Origin of the sequence: Microbacterium sp. UNCCL10, from assembly GCF_000746195.1 — a bacterium.
GTDB classification, from domain to species: domain Bacteria; phylum Actinomycetota; class Actinomycetes; order Actinomycetales; family Microbacteriaceae; genus Microbacterium; species Microbacterium saccharophilum.
In genome coordinates, this window is sequence record NZ_JQKT01000007.1 from 1487166 (window position 1) to 1505701 (window position 18536).

General features: G+C 70.5%; 22 protein-coding genes and 1 tRNA gene. 7 read left to right on the forward strand and 16 right to left on the reverse strand.

Features of this window, described 5'->3' with window-relative positions; translation table 11 throughout:
- The first annotated feature begins 4 nt into the window (after window positions 1–4).
- Window positions 5–454: a hypothetical protein gene (locus tag BR85_RS07340; protein ID WP_028495948.1), complete on the forward strand. Its 450-nt coding sequence runs from the start codon at window positions 5–7 to the stop codon at window positions 452–454.
- Window positions 455–749: 295 nt separating this feature from the next.
- On the opposite strand, the gene BR85_RS07345 is transcribed toward BR85_RS07340, so the two are convergent.
- A complete protein-coding gene (locus BR85_RS07345) occupies window positions 750–1022 on the reverse strand; it encodes a DUF1905 domain-containing protein (RefSeq protein ID WP_028495949.1) in 273 nt (90 codons plus the stop codon).
- 214 nt (window positions 1023–1236) lie between these two features.
- Here BR85_RS07345 and BR85_RS15200 point away from each other — a divergent pair, with 214 nt between their 5' ends.
- On the forward strand, window positions 1237–1653 hold the full coding sequence (locus BR85_RS15200) for a tetratricopeptide repeat protein (protein ID WP_197018602.1): 417 nt from the start codon (window positions 1237–1239) through the stop codon (window positions 1651–1653).
- Between the two features lie 71 nt (window positions 1654–1724).
- Here BR85_RS15200 and BR85_RS07350 read toward each other — a convergent pair whose 3' ends face one another.
- Both BR85_RS07350 and BR85_RS07355 read right to left on the reverse strand, forming a co-directional pair.
- Window positions 1725–1952, reverse strand: a complete 228-nt coding sequence (locus BR85_RS07350; protein ID WP_028495950.1) for a hypothetical protein — start codon at window positions 1950–1952, stop codon at window positions 1725–1727.
- Between the two features lie 175 nt (window positions 1953–2127).
- Window positions 2128–2201: transfer RNA gene (locus BR85_RS07355), tRNA-Pro, on the reverse strand.
- Between the two features lie 113 nt (window positions 2202–2314).
- Here BR85_RS07355 and BR85_RS07360 point away from each other — a divergent pair.
- The 3 genes from BR85_RS07360 (at window position 2315) to BR85_RS07370 (ending at window position 4036) form a co-directional block, all read left to right on the forward strand.
- Entirely contained in the window at window positions 2315–2899 is a 585-nt protein-coding gene (locus tag BR85_RS07360) for a GNAT family N-acetyltransferase (protein WP_028495951.1), read from the forward strand.
- Between the two features lie 67 nt (window positions 2900–2966).
- Window positions 2967–3665 carry a lysoplasmalogenase gene (locus BR85_RS07365; protein WP_231478590.1) on the forward strand — a complete coding sequence of 233 codons (699 nt, stop codon included), beginning with the start codon at window positions 2967–2969 and terminating at the stop codon, window positions 3663–3665.
- 2 nt (window positions 3666–3667) lie between these two features.
- On the forward strand, window positions 3668–4036 hold the full coding sequence (locus BR85_RS07370) for an RNA-binding S4 domain-containing protein (protein ID WP_197018603.1): 369 nt from the start codon (window positions 3668–3670) through the stop codon (window positions 4034–4036).
- 6 nt (window positions 4037–4042) lie between these two features.
- Here BR85_RS07370 and BR85_RS07375 read toward each other — a convergent pair whose 3' ends face one another.
- Entirely contained in the window at window positions 4043–4447 is a 405-nt protein-coding gene (locus BR85_RS07375) for a ribosomal maturation YjgA family protein (protein WP_036272314.1), read from the reverse strand.
- Window positions 4444–5340 carry an NUDIX domain-containing protein gene (locus BR85_RS07380; RefSeq protein ID WP_028495954.1) on the reverse strand — a complete coding sequence of 299 codons (897 nt, stop codon included), beginning with the start codon at window positions 5338–5340 and terminating at the stop codon, window positions 4444–4446. The genes BR85_RS07375 and BR85_RS07380 overlap by 4 nt, the downstream gene beginning before the upstream one ends.
- Window positions 5341–5513: 173 nt before the next feature.
- On the opposite strand from BR85_RS07380, the gene BR85_RS07385 reads away from it, so the two are divergent.
- Together BR85_RS07385 and BR85_RS07390 are read left to right on the forward strand one after the other, a co-directional pair.
- A complete protein-coding gene (locus tag BR85_RS07385; RefSeq protein ID WP_051526199.1) occupies window positions 5514–7334 on the forward strand; it encodes a ribonucleoside triphosphate reductase in 1821 nt (606 codons plus the stop codon).
- Window positions 7307–8035: an anaerobic ribonucleoside-triphosphate reductase activating protein gene (locus BR85_RS07390; protein WP_028495955.1), complete on the forward strand. Its 729-nt coding sequence runs from the start codon at window positions 7307–7309 to the stop codon at window positions 8033–8035. Before BR85_RS07385 ends, BR85_RS07390 begins: the two co-directional genes overlap by 28 nt.
- A 6-nt stretch (window positions 8036–8041) precedes the next feature.
- Here BR85_RS07390 and der read toward each other — a convergent pair whose 3' ends face one another.
- From der to BR85_RS07445, 11 genes are all read right to left on the reverse strand, one after another.
- Window positions 8042–9583, reverse strand: coding sequence for a ribosome biogenesis GTPase Der (gene der, locus BR85_RS07395; protein WP_028495956.1), 1542 nt, complete (start codon window positions 9581–9583; stop codon window positions 8042–8044).
- Window positions 9580–10281, reverse strand: a complete 702-nt coding sequence (gene cmk / locus BR85_RS07400) for a (d)CMP kinase (protein WP_028495957.1) — start codon at window positions 10279–10281, stop codon at window positions 9580–9582. The genes der and cmk overlap by 4 nt, the downstream gene beginning before the upstream one ends.
- A complete protein-coding gene (locus BR85_RS07405; RefSeq protein WP_028495958.1) occupies window positions 10274–11392 on the reverse strand; it encodes a prephenate dehydrogenase in 1119 nt (372 codons plus the stop codon). The genes cmk and BR85_RS07405 overlap by 8 nt, the downstream gene beginning before the upstream one ends.
- Window positions 11393–11405: 13 nt before the next feature.
- Complete coding sequence (locus tag BR85_RS07410) at window positions 11406–12197, reverse strand: pseudouridine synthase (protein WP_051526200.1); 792 nt, start codon at window positions 12195–12197, stop codon at window positions 11406–11408.
- The gene (gene scpB / locus BR85_RS07415) at window positions 12194–12787 is read right to left on the reverse strand and encodes an SMC-Scp complex subunit ScpB (RefSeq protein WP_036272560.1); all 594 of its coding nucleotides are present in this window, start codon (window positions 12785–12787) and stop codon (window positions 12194–12196) included. The genes BR85_RS07410 and scpB overlap by 4 nt, the downstream gene beginning before the upstream one ends.
- A gap of 34 nt (window positions 12788–12821) precedes the next feature.
- Window positions 12822–13655, reverse strand: a complete 834-nt coding sequence (locus BR85_RS07420; RefSeq protein ID WP_028495960.1) for a segregation and condensation protein A — start codon at window positions 13653–13655, stop codon at window positions 12822–12824.
- Window positions 13639–14472, reverse strand: coding sequence for a ParA family protein (locus BR85_RS07425; protein ID WP_051526247.1), 834 nt, complete (start codon window positions 14470–14472; stop codon window positions 13639–13641). The genes BR85_RS07420 and BR85_RS07425 overlap by 17 nt, the downstream gene beginning before the upstream one ends.
- Before the next feature lie 132 nt (window positions 14473–14604).
- On the reverse strand, window positions 14605–15216 hold the full coding sequence (locus BR85_RS07430) for a vitamin K epoxide reductase family protein (protein ID WP_028495962.1): 612 nt from the start codon (window positions 15214–15216) through the stop codon (window positions 14605–14607).
- A gap of 69 nt (window positions 15217–15285) precedes the next feature.
- Entirely contained in the window at window positions 15286–16209 is a 924-nt protein-coding gene (xerD, locus tag BR85_RS07435; protein ID WP_028495963.1) for a site-specific tyrosine recombinase XerD, read from the reverse strand.
- Window positions 16206–16844 (reverse strand): NUDIX domain-containing protein, encoded by a 639-nt coding sequence (locus BR85_RS07440; RefSeq protein WP_028495964.1) that lies wholly within the window; start codon window positions 16842–16844, stop codon window positions 16206–16208. Before BR85_RS07440 ends, xerD begins: the two co-directional genes overlap by 4 nt.
- The gene (locus tag BR85_RS07445) at window positions 16837–18534 is read right to left on the reverse strand and encodes a CTP synthase (protein ID WP_028495965.1); all 1698 of its coding nucleotides are present in this window, start codon (window positions 18532–18534) and stop codon (window positions 16837–16839) included. Before BR85_RS07445 ends, BR85_RS07440 begins: the two co-directional genes overlap by 8 nt.
- Window positions 18535–18536: the final 2 nt, after the last annotated feature.

Consider the following 18536-nt stretch of genomic DNA (forward strand, 5'->3'; position numbering starts at 1 on the left):
TGCCGTGCCGACCCTCCTCGAGGACTTCCTCTCCCGCGACACGTCCCGCGTGCTCCACGCCACGTGGGAGATCATCCGCAGTCGCGACGAAGCGCAATTGGATGCGCTCCTCCCCCACATCGCGCAGATTCGCACTGCGACTGAAGGCCTCGATATGGGCGGGATGCTGCGATCCAATGCGGGCAACGTCGACCATGCGATCGCGAAGCTCGAGAGCTATCGGCGCCGGGAGTGCTGGTGCGCGAGCTATCCAGGCATGGATCAATACGAGCCCGCGAAGGAGCAGGACCGCGGTCACATTCGGATCATCTCCGCCAGCGAACCAGGCTGGTCGATGAGCTATGTGTGCAAGTGCACCGTCTGCGGGCGGGTTTTCAACGTCGAACAGGGCGACCACCACGTCATGTGGTGGAGATGGGTGCCGCGCGGGGAGAAACGTCGTCGAGCGCGCTAGTTCCTCTACCGGCTGACTGCCCGCGGGGACTCCCACGTCAGTCAGCGGGTGTCGCCGATGCCACAGCGATCTCAACCGGCTTGGCGTCCCGCCGAGTGGAGCAGTCGTACCCGGCCGGCCGATGCCGAGCCGCCTCCCAGGTGGGGGCGGTACGCTGGTCGTGATAGGCGGACTTCTCATTCGTCTCGCCCCGGCTGTGTGGTAACAGTCGGGGCTTCTTCTTTGCGTGGGCGGCTAGTGCGTCCGCGCGTCGGTCGGCGGCAGCGAGCGGGGTTCAACGCACTCACCGCTGCGGTCACCTCTTCGTGACCGTCACCTCGACCTCGTCACCGATGTCCTTTGCAAGCTGAGCGCGAACCTTGGCGTTGAGAGACACCATGTGGCCGCCGGTGCCGGTGGGCATGGCACTGACGTTCGTGAGAACGACATCGTCGACCCGCGCGTCAACCCGGACGGTCTTGCCGGTGCCGAACCGGTCCGCCGAACCGGGAATCTCGACACAGCTCCAGGTCTCGCCCTTGACCTCGACACCAATCGTGGCGGTGAACGTCAGATCCTCTGCACCCATGCGCGCCAGCCTACGTGCGGACGACGCCAGTGTTGATATGAGTCTGCGCGCTACCGCGACAAGCTTCGCTGCGCCACCCGAGAACCGGTCGCTGACCTTGCCGAATCGGGGCGGCTAGGGTTGCGGGGTGAGTAGTCGCACTGATTGGCAGTCCCGTGTTGCGGCATTCTGGGACTCCTTTGACGACAGCGATCCTGAGCGGATGTTGACTGGCATGCGAACGCTCATCGGCGAGCGACCCCAGGGAGATGGGCTGGCACTGGCGGAGTGGGGCGGCGTGCACGACGCACTCGACCGTGGGGCCGAGGCCGTCGAACCCTACCGCCTTGCCCTAGCCGCTGGCCTCGACGCCGAGCACGAACATCAGATCACTCTCCAACTCGCGAGCACTCTGCGAAACCTGGGCCAGCACGACGAGGCGATCGAGCTTCTCGAACACCTCGACGCCCCAGAGCTGGGTGACGCACCAGCCGTCTTCCTTGCGCTTGCGCTGCACAGCGCCGGTCGACCGAATGATGCGCTTCGCGTCGCATTGACGTCCCTGGCGCCACACCTTCCGATGTACCGCCGCGCCGCAACTGAATACGCAGCGGAACTCGCGCCGGACGACGAGTCGACCGGCGGGCGCTAGTCGATAAGTCCTTCCGCGGTGCCACGCCGTGCGTCGCCGAGTAGTCAATGAACGGTCCTCCGCCGCGCGAATCAGCCGGGTTCGTCGTTCGCGGCGGTCTCAATCCAGTCGACTGCTTCGTCGGAGAGAAAGAAGCCGTCGGGTCCGGACTCGCCGACCCACCACGCGTTCGAGGTCACAGATCCGCCGGCCGACGCGATCCTGCTGACCACCTCCGGCGACACCGCTTCACCATTGTGGGCGATCAGCCACGCTTTGGTGTCGGAGTCCAGCTTCGCCCACCACTCGATGATCTCCATGCGGCCACCATCGCACCTCATCGGGCCGGCCGGAACCCGGTCCGTCTCATATAGCCCGCGCGCCAGGTCGGGTCGCTCCCCGTCGGCACGACACCCGGAACCAACAGACGCCCAGAATCAACAGAGGCCCGGAACCTCGCGATCTCCGCGTGATTCCGAGCCTCTTGTCTGTCCGTCGGGATGACAGGATTTGAACCTGCGACCCCTTGACCCCCAGTCAAGTGCGCTACCAAGCTGCGCCACATCCCGGACGTCGTCCGCGCGCGGACAACTCCCCCATCCTACCCGCTCGTCCGCGCACCCGCGAACCGAGACACGGTGAGCGCCTTTCGCGTGTCGGGGCCCGTCGCTAGCGTCGGGGAATGACCGAGATCACGATCCTTCCAGCGACCCCCGACCGGTTCGCCGACGTCGAGCAGGCGATGACCGGTGGCGGTGACGGCGGGTCGTGCTGGTGCCAGTGGTGGATGCTGTCGGCGTCGCAGTTCGACGCGACATCACGCGAGGAGCGGCACGAGATGCTGCGCGCGCAGACCGATCAGCCCCTCCCGCCTGGGCTCATCGGGTACCTCGACGGCGCCGCCGCGGGCTGGGTCAAGGTCGCTCCGCGCCCGGCGCAGCCCCGACTCGCCCGCACCCGCGACTTCCGTGCCTCCCCCACCCCGATGGACGACGAGACCGCCTGGGCCGTCAGCTGCTTCGTCGTGCGCCGCGAGCACCGCGGGCAGGGGCTCAGCAAGGCGCTCCTGGACGCCGCCGTCGACCACGCCCGCGCGCACGGGGCGCTCCTCGTCGAGGGTTACCCGCTCGACACCGCCGTGAAGAGCGCGACGACGAACGAGCTCTACCACGGGTCGCTCTCCACGTTCCTCGCCGCCGGATTCACCGAAGTCGCGCGCCCGAAGCCGAACCGGCCGATCGTGTCGCTGTCGCTCGCGGAGCCCTGACCCGCCACGCCCTACGATGGAGCGCAGCCGCCACCCGAGGCGGCCGGTACCGGTACGAAGGAGCACCGTGTCGCAGACCCACGCCGCCGCATCACCCGCGCCCGCCCGCATCCGCGACACGCGATGGTGGGGCTTCGGCCTGTACGCCCTCATCTCCCTCGTGCACGTCGCCGCGCTGACGTTCGACCTCGAACCGATCTCGTACCCGACGAAGCTCCTCCTCATGCCCGCCCTCGCCCTCGCCGTCATCTGGGCGCTGCGCGGCTCCCTTCGCTCCACACCCGCCACCCTGCTGCTCGCCGCCATCGCGTTCTCCTGGCTCGGCGACGGCGCGGCGTTCTTCTTCCCGTTCCTGGCCGACGAGCTCCCGGCCATGCTGCTGTGCTTCGGCATCGCGCACGTCCTCTACATCTGGCTGTTCCTGCGCCCCGTCGCTCGGCGCCCGTTCGCGCCGTGGTCGCTCGTCTACGCGGCGTGGTGGATCGGCATGATGCTGCTCCTATGGCCGAGCCTCGGCGCCCTCGCCATCCCCGTCGCCGTGTACGGGCTCGTCCTCGGCGGCACCGCCGCAGCATCCACCCGCGGCAGCGCCCTCACCGCGGTCGGCGGCGCGTTCTTCCTCGCGTCGGACTCGATCCTCGCAGTGCGCCTGTTCCTCGACGGCGGTTTCTCCGAGATGCTGGCCGGCCCGTGGATCATGATCACGTACACGATCGGGCAGGGCCTGCTCGCGCTCGGAATCGTGCGGCTCCTGCGTCATCGGTGATGATGGATGCCGTGTCCCCCACCGTGCGCGTCGATTCCTGGCTGTGGGCCGTCCGCGTCTACAAGACGCGCTCGGCGGCGACGACGGCATGCCGTGCCGGACACGTGCGGGTCAACGGCGAGAAGGCGAAGGCCGCGCAGCCGGTGCGGATCGGCGATGAGCTGCGGATCCGCATCGCCGGGTTCGACCGCATCCTCATCGTCCGGCAGCTGCTGACCAAGCGCGTCGGGGCGCCGCTTGCGGCCGTGGCCGCCGACGACCGCACGCCCGTCCGCGAGCCCACCGCGATGCTCGCCGTGCGCGACCGCGGCGCCGGGCGCCCGACGAAGCGGGAGCGGCGCGAGATCGACCGGCTGCAGGGCCGCGACTGACGCAGGTCAGCGCGCCCCGCTGACGACCCGCGACACCCCGAGGTCGACGGCGAGCAGGACCACCGTCGCCACGGCGTAGATCAGCAGGTCCCGCGGATCGAAGACGGTGCCGAGCACCAGCATGATCGGCGTGAACGCCGCGCCCCACGCATCCGGCAGCCCGGTGAGCTGGAACAGCTCGACCGCGGTGCACCAGACCAGCACGATCCCCGCGACGGCGAGCGCCGGCAGTCGCGGCGCCAGGACGACGACGAGCACCCACACCACGACCACGTACAGCGCGTCACCGGCGACATCGGTCGCCACGGTGTCGGGCAGCACGCCGCTGACGAACAGTCCGGCCGCGACCGTCACCACCAGGACCACGGCGGCGACGACGCGACGCACCGTCCCGGCGCGCGCCGGCCTCACAGCCGGTCGCGCAGCCACGACACGGGTTGCACGGCGCCGCCCACGGCGACGACGCGCTCCCCCAGGGCGCGGTCGCTCGTCACGACGGTCACGGCGCGCCCCGCCGAGTCGAGCTCGCGTGCGCGGTCGACGATCGCGTCGTCCCCGTGTCCCGCGGCGCGGACGAGGTCGATCCCCGCGACATCATCGGCCGCACGGGCAGCGCCCTCGAGCACGACGTGGAACTCGGGGAACCACGTGTCGGCGGCAAGACCGAGGCCTGCAGCATCCACCCCGCCGGCGGCGAGCGCGGCCACCTCGCCGAGCAGCCGCCCGGCGGCACCGGCGCGGTCGCGCCACCATCCGTCCGGCACCGCGCCGACGACGTTCGCGGCGTCGACGACGACGGCCGGGCGGACGTGCAGAAACGATCGCAGCATCGGCCAGGAGTCGGCGAACGCGGGGTGCAGCGGGTAGTCGTCGACGGCATCCACCGGCACCCACGCGAGCTCATGGCTCTCCGGGTCGCTGATCACGGGCTCGAAGGGCCGGATCACATCGGCGACGAGCGTCGCGTACGACCAGACGTCGAGGTCGAGCACGCTGAGCAGCCGCGGCCGCACGGCGGATGCCGGGACGCCGGCCTCCTCCGCCGATTCGCGCAGGGCGGCATCGCACGCCGACTCGCCCTCGTGCCGGGCACCGCCGGGCAGCGCCCACGTGTCGCCGTGGTGGCTCCACGACACCCGGTGCTGCAGCAGCACGCCGCGCTCCGGATCTGCCGCGAGCAGCCCCGCGGCTCCGAAGCGCCCCCAGTACCGGGAGCCGTCGCCGGCCACGACCCAGGCGTCTCCGGGGTTGCGCGGGCCCAGCGGGCGGGGCGGCTCACCGGGCGCGGGCGGCTGGATGGTCACCGTCCCAGACTGTCACATCGCGCGGAGCCTGGCCCGCCGGCGGACACGGGCGGACACACACCCACGGCTGTGGTCTGTCCATATTCGCGACACGCCACATCTGGACTTCCTGCGGCACTTCACCCCCACATATTGTGGTCAGACAACATAGCCCTTCCCCGAGAGGAACTCCCATGCCCCGTGCCGTGTCCGTCGCCGAGACGATCGACGAATATCTCGCCCGCTCGGACTGGCGCGTCAACGCCAACGCGAACCAGGGCTACTCCCTCGGCGGGATGATCCTGAACGCGGCGGGCAAGCTCGTCGCGAACTACTGGCTCGACGAGGTGTACGCCCCCGCCGCCGGCGCGGCGCACCGGGACGGCAGCATCCACATCCACGATCTCGATGTCTTCGCCGGATACTGCGCCGGCTGGTCGCTGCGGATGGTGCTCGAACAGGGGTTCAACGGCGTCCCCGGGAAGATCGCCTCCGCGCCGCCGCGGCACTTCTCCAGCGCACTCGGTCAGCTCGTGAACTTCCTCGGGACGCTGCAGAACGAATGGGCCGGAGCGCAGGCGTTCAGCTCCTTCGACACCTACCTCGCCCCGTACGTGCGGCGCGACGGCCTCGACTACGCCGCGGTGCACCAGGCACTGCAGGAATTCGTCTTCAACCTCAACATCCCCTCCCGCTGGGGCACGCAGACCCCGTTCACCAACCTGACGTTCGACTGGGTCTGCCCCGACGACCTCCGCGACCAGCGCCCGCTCATCGGCGGCGAGGTGTGCGACTTCGCGTACGGCGACCTGGCTCCGGAGATGGCGCTCATCAACCGCGCGTTCATCGAGGTGCTGACGACCGGCGACGCCGACGGGCGCGCGTTCACCTTCCCGATCCCCACCTACAACATCACCCGCGACTTCGACTGGGACGGCCCCAACGTCGAGGCCCTGTTCGCCATGACGGCGAAGTACGGGCTCCCCTACTTCCAGAACTTCGTGAACTCCGACCTCGACCCGCACATGATCCGCTCGATGTGCTGCCGTCTGCAGCTCGACCTCACCGAGCTGCTCAAGCGCGGGAACGGCCTCTTCGGCTCGGCGGAGCAGACCGGCTCGATCGGCGTCGTCACGGTCAACTGCGCGCGCCTCGGCTTCCTGCACTCCGGCGACGAGGACGCGGCGCTGACCCGCCTCGACGAGCTGCTGGTCATCGCGCGCGACAGCCTCGAAGCCAAGCGCGAAACCATCAGGCGCCACCTCGACGCCGGCCTCTTCCCGTACACGAAGCGGTACCTCGGCACCCTCGACAACCACTTCTCCACGATCGGCGTCAACGGCGTCAACGAGTATGTGCGGAACCTCACGCGGGACGCCGACGACATCACGACGGATGCCGGTGCGGCCCTCGCCACCCGGCTCCTCGACCGCGTCCGGGAGCGCATGGTGCAGTTCCAGGAGGAGACCGGGCACATGTACAACCTCGAGGCGAGCCCCGCCGAGGGGGCCACGTACCGGTTCGCGAAGGAGGACATCGCGCGGCTGCCCGGCATCCGGCATGCCGGCACCGACGCGAACCCGTACTACACGAACTCCTCGCAGCTGCCGGTCGGGTACACGGCCGACCCGTTCCTCGCGATGGCGATGCAGGAGCCGCTGCAGCAGAAGTACACCGGCGGCACCGTGCTGCACCTCTACCTCGGCGAGGCACTGCCCACCGCCGCGGCGTGCCGGGAGCTCGTGCGCCGGTCGCTGGAGCGCTTCCGGCTCCCCTACATCACCGTGACGCCCACGTTCTCGATCTGCCCGCAGCACGGCTACCGCTCCGGCGAGCACGCGACCTGCCCGGAGTGCGGCGCGACCTGCGAGGTGTGGACCCGCGTCATGGGTTACTTCCGGCCCATCGCGTCGTTCAACATCGGCAAGAAGGGCGAGGCTGAGGAGCGGCAGTACTTCATCGCTGAGACGACCGGCCAGGAGACGACGTGCACACCGCTGGCGCACACGAGCTGAGGATCGCGGGCATCACCGCGTTCTCGACGGTGGACTGGCCCGGGATGCTGACGGCGACGCTGTTCCTGCAGGGATGCCCGTGGGACTGCTTCTACTGCCACAACCCGGGCCTCATCGACCGGCGCGCGGAGACGCCGTTCTCCTGGAGCGACGTGACCGACCTGCTGTGCGAGCGGATCGGGCTGCTCGACGGCGTGGTCTTCAGCGGCGGCGAGCCGACGATGCAGCGCGCGCTGATCCCGGCGATGCAGGTCGTCCGCGCGCTCGGGTTCCGGGTCGGGCTGCACAGCGCCGGCCCCTACCCCGGCCTGCTGGCCGCGGCGCTGCCCTACGTCGACTGGATCGGCCTGGACGTCAAGGCCGCCCCCGAGGGCTACGAAGCTGTGACCGGCCGCGGGCCCAGCGGCGCGCACGCGTGGCGGTCGCTGGAGATCGTGCTGGGGGAACGGCTGCTGCGCGCCGGCTCTCCCCACCCCCTGGAGGTCGAGGTGCGGACGACCGTGCATCCCGCGGCGATCGACGACGACGGCGTCCGGGCGCTCGGCCGGCGACTCGCCGACGCGGGCGTGGAGTCCTGGGCCGTGCAGCGGTTCCGCGACGTCGGCACCCGGCATCCGCTCCCCCGCGCGGAAGAGGCGGTCGGCGCGCTCGCGCTCGACCGCCTCCCCGCGGAACGGTTCCGCACCCTCACGGTGCGGTGACGCCGCTCAGCGCTGGCGCTTCTCCCGGACCCGCATGTTGACGACGATCGGGGTGCCCGCGAAGCCGAAGATCTCGCGAAGGCGCCGCTGGATGAACCGGCGGTAGCCCGGGTCGAGGAACCCGGTCGTGAACAGCACGAACGTCGGCGGGCGCGTGGAGGCCTGCGTGCCGAACAGGATGCGGGGCTGCTTGCCGCCGCGGAGCGGGTGCGGGTGCTCCGCGATGAGCTCGGCGAGGAAGGCGTTGAACTTGCCGGTCGGGATGCGCTGATCCCACGACTCCAGCGCCGTCTCCAGCGCGGGGACGAGCTTGTCCAGGTGCCGGCCGGTGCGGGCGGAGAGGTTCACGCGCGGCGCCCAGGCGACGTGCGCGAGGTCCTTCTCGATCTCCCGCTCGAGGTACCGGCGCCGGTCGATGTTCTCCATGTCGTCGTCGTTCAGGCGGTCCCACTTGTTGAACGCGAGGACGAGCGCGCGGCCCGACTCGAGCACGAGGTCGATGATCCGGACGTCCTGCTCGCTGATCGGCTCGGTGATGTCGAGGACGACGACGGCGACCTCAGCCTTCTCGAGCGCCGCGGAGGTGCGCAGCGACGCGTAGAAGTCCGCGCCCTGCTGCAGGTGCACGCGACGACGGATGCCGGCGGTGTCCACGAGGCGCCAGAGCTTGCCGCCCAGCTCGACGATCTCGTCGACCGGGTCGCGGGTCGTCCCGGCGAGGTCGTTGACGACGACGCGCTCCTCACCGGCGGCCTTGTTCAGCAGCGACGACTTGCCGACGTTCGGGCGGCCGAGGATCGCGACGCGGCGCGGCCCGCCGAGCTCGTTCTTCGCGACGGCGGAGACGCTCGGGAGCACCTTCATCATCTCGTCCAGGAGGTCGGCGACCCCGCGGCCGTGGATGGCGGAGACGGGGTGCGGCTCGCCGAGCCCGAGGTTCCAGAGCGCGGCGGCCTCGGGCTCGTGGCGCTGGTCGTCGATCTTGTTGGCGACGAGGAAGACGGGCTTCCCGCTCTTGCGGAGGAGGCGGACGACCTGCTCGTCGGTCGAGGTCGCGCCGACCATCGCGTCGACGACGAACAGCACGACGTCGCAGAGGTCGATGGCGATCTCGGCCTGCGCGGCGACGGAGCGGTCGATGCCGCGGGCATCGGGCTCCCAGCCGCCGGTGTCGACGATCGTGAACTTCCGGTCCATCCACTCGGCCTTGTAGGTCACGCGGTCGCGGGTGACACCGGGGGTGTCCTCGACGACGGCCTCGCGACGGCCGAGGATGCGGTTGACGAGCGCCGACTTGCCGACGTTCGGGCGGCCCACGATGGCGACGACGGGAAGCGCGGGCAGCACCTCGACGACCTCGCCGCCGGCGGTGAAGCCGCCGAGGAGGTCGGCATCCTCGTCATCCAGGTCGTAGTCGGACAGCGAGGCGCGCAGCGCCGCCGCCCGCTGGTCGGCGAGCTCCTCGTCGAGGTTCGCGAGCTTCTCCTCGAGCCGGTCGGGACCGCCCTCGTACTCGTCGCCGTCGTGCTGCGATCGCAGATCGCTCATCGCTGGTCCCCTGTCCCTGCCCGGACGACGTCGAGAACGGCGTCCACTGTCTGTGTGAAGTCGAGGTCGGTGGAGTCCACGACGGTGACGCCGGGCGCCGCCGTGAGGAAGTCCACGACCTTCGAGTCGGATGCGTCGCGCTTGTGCAGCGCGGCGGCGACCGCCGCGGCGTCGTGCGACGTCAGCTCGGCGCTGCGCCGGGCGGCGCGCACCTCGGGCGCCGCGGTCAGCAGGATGCGCACGGGCGCGTCCGGAGCGACGACGGTCGTGATGTCGCGGCCCTCGACGATGACGCCGGGCCGGCCGGAGTCGGCGACGAGACCGCGGAAGATCCCGTTGACGGTCTCCCGGACCACGGGCACGCGGGCCACGCCGCTGACCGCCTCGGAGATGCGCGGTTCGCGGATGGCGTCGGTGACGTCACGCGCGCCGACCCGCACCCAGTACTCGTCCGGGTCGAGGGAGATGGCGTATTCGAAGTCGCCGGAGGCCTCCAGGACCGCGACGGCGTCGGACGTGTCGGCGCCGTGCTCGAGGACGTGCCAGGCGAGCGCCCGGTACGCGGCGCCGGTGTCGAGATAGCCGTAGCCGAGGCGACGGGCCACCTCCTTCGACACGCTCGACTTGCCGCTGCCGGCGGGGCCGTCGATCGCGACGGTGACCGGCTCGCTGCCGGAATCCATCGTGGGGTCAGTCATTCGTGGTGCTCGCAATCTTCCATCCGCGCGCCTGCAGGCCGTCGACGGCCTGCCGGACGGCGCCCGGGACGACGCTGATCTCGGCGAGACCGAACTGGGCTCCCGGGGAGTGCTCGAGGCGGAGGTCTTCGACGTTGACCTGCAGCTCGCCCAGTTCGCCGAAGAGGCGGCCGAGCTGGCCGGGCGTGTCGTCGACCATGACGACGACGGTCTCGAACCGGCGGTTCTGACCGTGCTTGCCGGGGAGGCGCTCGACGCCGTCGTTGCCGCGGCGGATCGTGTCGGCGACGGTGCGGCGCGCACCGGGGGTCTCCGGGTCGCGCAGGGCGTCGGCGACGCCGCGCAGGTCGTCTGCGAGCGCATCCAGGACGTCGACGACGGGGCGCGCGTTGGCTCCGAGGATCTGCACCCAGAGCTCGGGCGCCGACGCGGCGATGCGGGTCGTGTCGCGGACGCCCTGACCGGCCAGGCGCATCGACCCGTCCGGCGCGTCGACGAACCGTCCGGCGAGGAGGCTCGCGACGAGCTGCGGCACGTGGGAGATGAGCGCGACGGCGGCGTCGTGCTCCTCCGGCGTCATCTCGATGGGGGTGGCGCCGAGGTCGAGTGCGAGGCCCTCGACGAGGGCCAGGTCGGATGCGGGGGTCTCCGCGTCGCGGCAGACGACCCAGGGGCGCCCGACGAAGATGTCGGCGCGGGCGGAGATGGCTCCGCCGCGCTCCCGCCCGGCCATCGGGTGCGAGCCGATGTAGTGGGTCAGGTCGACGCCGCGCGCGCGCAGCGTGCGCAGCGGGTCGAGCTTGACGCTCGCCACATCGGTGACGACGGCGTCCGGGAAGAGGCTCAGTTCGCGCTCGATGACGTCGGCGGTGACGTCCGGCGGCACGGCGACGACGATGAGGACCGGGTTGTCGTCCTCCCGTGCGGCGCGGCCCGCACCGTAGTCGATCGCGAGGCGCAGCTGCGCGGGCGACGCGTCGGCGAGCGCGACATCGATCCCGAGGGCGCGCAGCGCGTGGCCGATGCTCGACCCGAGCAGACCGGCGCCGACGATGCGCACCATCCCGCTCACGCGCGCGGCGCGCGCAGGAACGCTGGCGGAATCGGTCACGGGGTTCTCCGGATCAGGAATCGGGGGACGCCGTGTTCTCAGGAGCGGTGGGCTCCGGCGCGTCCCGGCGCGCGAGAGTGAGCAGCGCGCCGCGTTCCACTGTAGTCAACTCGCGCGCCTTCCCCGCCGGGAGGGTTCCCAGGTGGAGCGGCCCGAACTGGCGCCGGACGAGCTCGATCACCGGGTGACCGACCTCCGCCATCATGCGCCGGACGATCCGGTTGCGGCCGGAGTGCAGCGTCAACTCGACGAGACTCGTCGTGCCACTGGCATCCAGCAGTCGTGCCTTGTCGGCCGAGATGAACCCGTCCTCCAGGTCGAAGCCCTTCGTGAGACGGGAGATGACCTGCGGGGTGACGCGCCCGTCGACCTTCGCGATGTAGACCTTGTTCACCCCGAACGACGGGTGTGCGAGAACGTGCGCGAGATCGCCGTCGTTGGTGAGGACGAGGAGGCCGCTCGTCTCGGCATCCAGGCGTCCGACGTTGTAGAGCCGCTCGGAGAACTCCTGCGTGTAGCGCCGGAGATCGGGTCTGCCCTGCTCGTCCTTCATCGTCGAGACGACGCCGGTCGGCTTGTTGAGCATGACGTACCGCTTCGTGCTGTCGAGTTGGATGGCGGTGCCGTCCACGTCGACGATGTCCACGGCCGGGTCGATCCGCCGGCCCAGCTCGGTCACGACGACGCCGTTGACGCGGATGCGGCCCTCCACGATGTACTGCTCGCACACCCGCCGCGATGCGACGCCGGCGTTCGCCAGCACCTTCTGCAGGCGGACGCCCTCGGTGTCTCGTTCTTCGGTCATCTCAGTACCTCGCTGTCGAAGCCGTCCGAGCCGTCATCGAGCAGGGGGGCGATGTGGGGCAGCTCGTCGAGCGAGTTGATGCCCAGGTTGACCAGGAGAGCGTCGGTGGTCTCGTAGTGGATGGCCCCGGTCTCGGGGTCGGTGAAGGCTTCTGTGATGAGGCCGCGGGCGAGGAGCGTGCGGACGACGGAGTCGACGTTCACGGCGCGGATGGAGGCGACCTGGCCGCGCGTCACGGGCTGCTTGTACGCGATCACGGCGAGGGTTTCCAGCGCCGCCTGCGACAGGCGCGACGGGGCCTGCGCGTTGACGAACTCGGACACGAGAGCATCGTGCTCCTCGCGGACGTAGAGGCGCCACCCTCCCCCGACCTCGCGCAGCTCGAAGCCGCGGCGCGGGCCGCCGGTCTCACCGTCGTAGTCGGCGACGAGGCCCTCGACGGCTTGGCGCACGGCGGCGACCGGTGCGGCGACCGCGGCGGCGAGCGCGACGAGGCTCTGGGGCTCGTCGACGACCAGCAGGATCGCCTCCAGGCGCCGCGCGACCTCGACGGGCGTCGCCTGGACGGGCGCCTCGTCGGCCTCGGTCATGCGGTCATCGACCGGGGTGTCATGGACCACGGGGTCATCGGTCATAGTCGGCTCCCAGGGTGGCGAGGTTCTCTTCGGACCAGCGTTCGGCGGTCCAGCGCAGCGTGAGCTCGCCGAGCGGCTCGAGCTGCTCGAACGAGATGGCGGCGTGACGGTACAGCTCGAGCACGGCGATGAACCGCGCGACGACGATGCCGGGCTGGGTCACCCCGGCGATGAGCTCACGGAAGCTGAGCATCCCGGCGCCCTTGAGCGCGGAGACGACGACGGCGGCCTGCTCGCGGATGGAGATGAGCGGCGCGTGCAGGTGGTCGAGCCCGACGTGCGGGATCTCCTTCGGCGTGAAGGCGAGGAGCGCGATGGCCGCGAAGTCGTCGGCGGACAGGGTCCACACGAGTTCCGGCGCCGCGCGACGGTACCTCTCGTCGAGGCGCACCGACCGGGCGTGCCGACGGTCCTCCCGCTCGAGGCAGCGCGCAAACCACGCCGAGACCTCCTTGAACGCGCGGTACTGCAGCAGGCGCGCGAACAGCAGGTCTCGCGCCTCGAGCAGGGCGACGGCTTCCGCGTCCACGAGCTCGCCCTGCGGCAGGAGTCCGGCGACCTTCATGTCGAGGAGGGTGGCGGCGACGACGAGGAACTCCGAGGCCTGCTCCAGCTCCTCCTCGGCGTCGAGCCCGCGGAGGTACGAGATGAACTCGTCGGTGACCCTGCTGAGCGAGATCTCGGTGATGTCCAGCTCGTGCTTGGACAGCAGCGTGAGCAGCAGATCGAAGGGTCCGTCGAAGACCCCGAGCGTCACGCGGAAGCCCGCGGCATCCGGTGTCGTCTCCTGTGCCGCGGAATCCTCGTCAGGCGACGGCGCCACGGGCGACCAGCTCCCGCGCCAGTCGCAGGTAGGCCTGGGCGGCCGGGTGCTCGGGCGCGAACTTGGTGATCGGGACGCCGGACACCGAGGCGTCCGGGAACTTCACGGTGCGGCCGATGACGGTCTCCAGCACGTCGTCGCCGAACGCCTCGACGACGCGCTCGAGCACCTCGCGGGAGTGCAGCGTGCGCGGGTCGTACATCGTGGCGAGGACGCCGTCGAGCGTGATCGAGGGGTTCAGCCGGTCGCGCACCTTGTCGATCGTCTCGATGAGCAGCGCGACGCCGCGCAGCGCGAAGAACTCGCACTCCAGCGGGATGAGCACGCCGTGGCTCGCGGTCAGGGCGTTGACGGTGAGGATGCCGAGCGACGGCTGGCAGTCGACGAGGATGACGTCGTACTCGCCGGAGACCTTCCGGAGCACGCGGGCGAGGATCGTCTCACGGGCGACCTCGTTGACGAGGTGCACCTCCGCGGCGGACAGGTCGATGTTCGCGGGGATGACGTCGAGGTTCTCCACCGACGTGGAGACGATGACATCGTGCGGGTCGCGCTTGGTGTCCAGCAGCAGGTCGTAGATGGTGGGGACGTCGTGGGTCGCGATGCCGAGACCCGCCGACAGGGCGCCCTGCGGGTCGAAGTCGACGGCCAGCACACGACGGCCGTACTGGGCGAGGGAGGCGGCCAGGTTGATGGTCGTCGTCGTCTTGCCGACGCCGCCCTTCTGGTTGCACAGCGCGATGATGCGCGCCGGACCGTGGCCGTCGAGCTTGGGCGGCGTGGCGAAGCCGTGGTACGGGCGACCGGTGGGACCCATCGGGGTGTCATCCGTGGAAGCCTTCTTCTTGCTCCCTCGCGCCTTCTCCGTCGTCACCGACACTCCTGCCTCCTGTTGCGTGCCCCTGATTCTCGCACAGACACGCGCGCGAACCCGGCCCCCACGCCCGTGTCAGAGGCTCCCGAGCACATCCAGACGCAGCTGGGCGGCGACGGCGATGACGACGTAGTCGAGCAGCACGATGAGGGGCAGCCAGGACAGCACGAAGGCGCCGACGCGGCGCGCACCGGCACCCCACAGCCCCTCCCGCAGCGACCACCCGAGGACGGTCCAGAACAGCGGGATCGTCATGAGCCAGACGACCATGCACCAGGGGCACAGCGACCCGTACTCGAAGACGCTGCGGTAGGCGAAGAAGTGCACGAGCAGGAACCCGCCGAGCACGAAGACCCCGAACACCCGCCAGTACCAGGCGCGCATGCCCTGCGGCGAGGCCAGCGCGCTCACCCCGGCGTAGATCGGTCCGACGAAGAGGACGATGCCGATGATCGAGTTGCTGAAGCCGAGAAGGTTGCCACCGGGCGAGAGGAGGTTGGGGCCGCACGTGACGATGGGGCTGATGTCGCACGTGATGAGCGCGTCCTCACCCATCAGCTGTCCGGTGTACTCGCGGTACAGCAGGAACGAGACGATCCAGGCGATGAGCCCGGCCACGATCCAGAAGACCGCGAGCCCGGTGCCGGGGCGGTAGGTCGGGGCGTCCAGGCGCTCGGGTGTGCTCACGCGCCCATCATGACCGTTCGCCCGCCCGGACGCGTGGCGCCCCCGCCGTGACAAACCGAGCCGGCCCGGTCACCGCGCACGGGGGTGGGAGGTGACGTAGACGTCGCGGAGCGCGTCGACGGTCACGTGGGTGTAGATCTGGGTCGTCGCGACCGAGGCATGCCCGAGGAGCTCCTGCACGACGCGCACGTCGGCGCCGCCCTGCAGCAGGTGCGTCGCGAACGAATGACGGAGGGTGTGCGGCGACACGTGCGCCGTGAGGCCGGCGCGCTCGGCGGCCTGCTGGATGACGAGCCACGCGCTCTGCCGGGACAGCGGGGCGCCGCGGGCGCCGAGGAACAGCCGCGGCGTCGCGCGGCCACGGCGGGACAGCTCGGGGCGGGCGCGCGCGAGGTAGGCGTCGACGGCGGCCCGCGCGTACGAGCCGACCGGGACGATGCGCTCCTTCGCCCCCTTGCCGCGCACGCGCAGCACGTCGCCGTGGGCGAGGTCGTCCACGTCGAGCTGCACGATCTCGGTGGCCCGGGCCCCGGTCGCGTAGAGCAGCTCGAGCAGCGCGCGGTCGCGCAGCCGGACGAGGTCGCCGTCGCTCGCCGTGCCCGGCGCGGGCCCCGCCGCGTCCAGGAGCGACTCGACCTGGTCGATCGTGAGCGCCTTCGGAAGCCGCTGCGGGGTCTTCGGCGGGCGCAGCCGGCCGGTCGGGTCTTCCGCGGCGATCCCCTCGCGCACGAGGAACCGGTGCAGCCCGCGGACGGAGGACTGCAGCCGGGCGAGGGAGGTCGCGGCCGGAGGCGGCTCTGCCGACGCCCGCTCCGCGGCGAACTCGGCGACGGTCGGCGCCGTCACGTCCTCGATCGTCGCGATCCCCCGCTGGGTCAGCCACGTCGTGTAGACGGCGAGGTCACGACGGTACGCGCCGACGGTGTGCTCGGAGAGACCGCGCTCGATCGAGATGTGCCTGAGGTAGGCGTCGACGGCGCGTTCGAGCTTCACGTCGTGGCTGCCCCGATCGCGCGCGACCGGCGCGGCCACGGGGCGTCTGCCGGCGCGAGCGTCTCCCACCCGCGGCCCCGCGACACGTGCGCGGCGAGCACGCCGACCACGAGCGACGGGTTCTGCACGCGACGGTCGAGGACGGCATCCACGACCTCGTCGAGCGGCACCCAGCGCACCTCGATGTCGGCCTCCTCTGCGGAGCGCGCGAACACCTCCGGGGCGGGGGCGAGATCGCGCGCCAGGTAGATGCGGATGGCCTCGTCGCTGCCGCCGGGGGTCGTGTAGAACTCCCCCAGCACGTCCCACCGCCCCGCGACGAGGTCGGCCTCCTCCGTCAACTCCCGCTGGGCGGCGAGCAGCGGGTGCTCCTCGGCGATGTCGAGCAGGCCGGCGGGGATCTCCCATTCGCGCATCCGCACGGGATGCCGGTATTGCTTGATCAGGAGCACCCGGTCCTCGTCGTCGAGCGCGAGGATCGCGACGGCGCCGGTGTGGTCCATGTACTCCCGGACGATGCTCTCCCCGCCGTACGAGACCTCGTCGCGGCGGATGTTCCAGACGCGACCCTCGTAGACCGTCTCGCTGCGGGTGACGTCGACCTCAGCCGGGTCGTCCTGCAGCGGCTCAGGCATTCTCGTCGTCGTCGAACAGCTCGCTGGCGCGGTGCCGCTCCAGCGCCGCCGCGATCAGCCCCCGGAACAGCGGGTTCGCCTCGGTCGGGCGCGAACGCAGCTCGGGGTGGGCCTGCGTGGCGATGTAGTACGGGTGCACGTCACGGGGCAGCTCGACGTACTCGACGAGGTTGCGGTTCGGCTCCAGGCCGGAGAACACGAGGCCGGCGTCGGCGATCTGCTGCCGGTACGCGTTGTTGACCTCGTAGCGGTGCCGGTGACGCTCCGACGCGACGGTCGAGCCGTACAGCTCGGCGGCCAGCGACCCCTCCGCGAGCGCGGCCTCCGACAGGCCGAGGCGCATGGTGCCGCCCATGTCGCCGCTCTCGATGATGTCGACCTGCTCGGCCATCGTCGCGATGACGGGGAAGGCCGTCTCGGGGTCGAACTCGCTGGAGGACGCGCCCTCGAGCCCCGCCATGTTGCGGGCGTACTCGATGACCATGCACTGCAGGCCCAGGCAGATCCCGAGCGTCGGGATGCCCTGCTCGCGCGCGAACTTCAGCGCGCCGAGCTTGCCCTCGATGCCGCGGATGCCGAAGCCGCCCGGGATGACGATGCCGTCGACCGGCGCGAGCGCCTTCTCGGCGCCCTCGGGCGTCTCGCACGTGTCGGAGGGGATCCAGGTGATCTTGACCTTCGTCTCCTGCGCGAAGCCGCCGGCCTTGAGCGCCTCCGTGACCGACAGGTACGCGTCGGGGAGGTCGATGTACTTGCCGACGAGGCCGATCGTGACCTCGTGCTTGGGGTTGTGCACCGCCTGGAGCACCTTCTGCCAGCGCGTCCAGTCGACGTCGTCGGCCTTGCCGAGCCCGAGCGCGCGGACGATGTAGTCGTCGAGGCCCTGCTCGTTGAGCATGCTGGGGATGTCGTAGATCGACGGCACGTCCACAGCATTGACGACGGCATCCTCGTCGACGTCGCACATGAGCGCGATCTTGCGCTTGTTGGACTCGGTGACGGGACGGTCGCTGCGCAGGACGAGCGCGTCGGGCTGGATGCCGATGGAGCGCAGCGTCGCGACGGAGTGCTGCGTCGGCTTGGTCTTCTGCTCGCCGGACGCGCCCATGAACGGCACGAGCGACACGTGCACGAAGAACACGTTGCCGCGACCGAGCTCGTGACGGATCTGACGCGCCGACTCGATGAACGGCTGCGACTCGATGTCGCCGACCGTGCCGCCGATCTCCGTGATGATGACGTCGGGCTTGGGCGTCTCGTCGGCCTGCAGCCGCATGCGCCGCTTGATCTCGTCGGTGATGTGCGGGATGACCTGCACGGTGTCGCCGAGGTACTCGCCGCGTCGCTCGCGCGCGATGACCTGGGAGTAGATCTGACCGGTGGTGACGTTGGCGGCCTGGCTCAGCTCGATGTCGAGGAAGCGCTCGTAGTGCCCGATGTCGAGGTCGGTCTCGGCGCCGTCATCGGTGACGAAGACCTCGCCGTGCTGGAACGGGTTCATCGTTCCCGGGTCGACGTTGAGGTAGGGGTCGAGCTTCTGCATCACGACCCGGAGGTCCCGCGCGGTGAGCAGATTGCCGAGACTGGCGGCCGTCAGACCCTTGCCCAACGAGGAAACGACACCGCCCGTCACGAAAATGTGCCTGGTGGTGTCGTTCGAAATGATGCCCGAGTCTGAAGTGTCCGTCACGG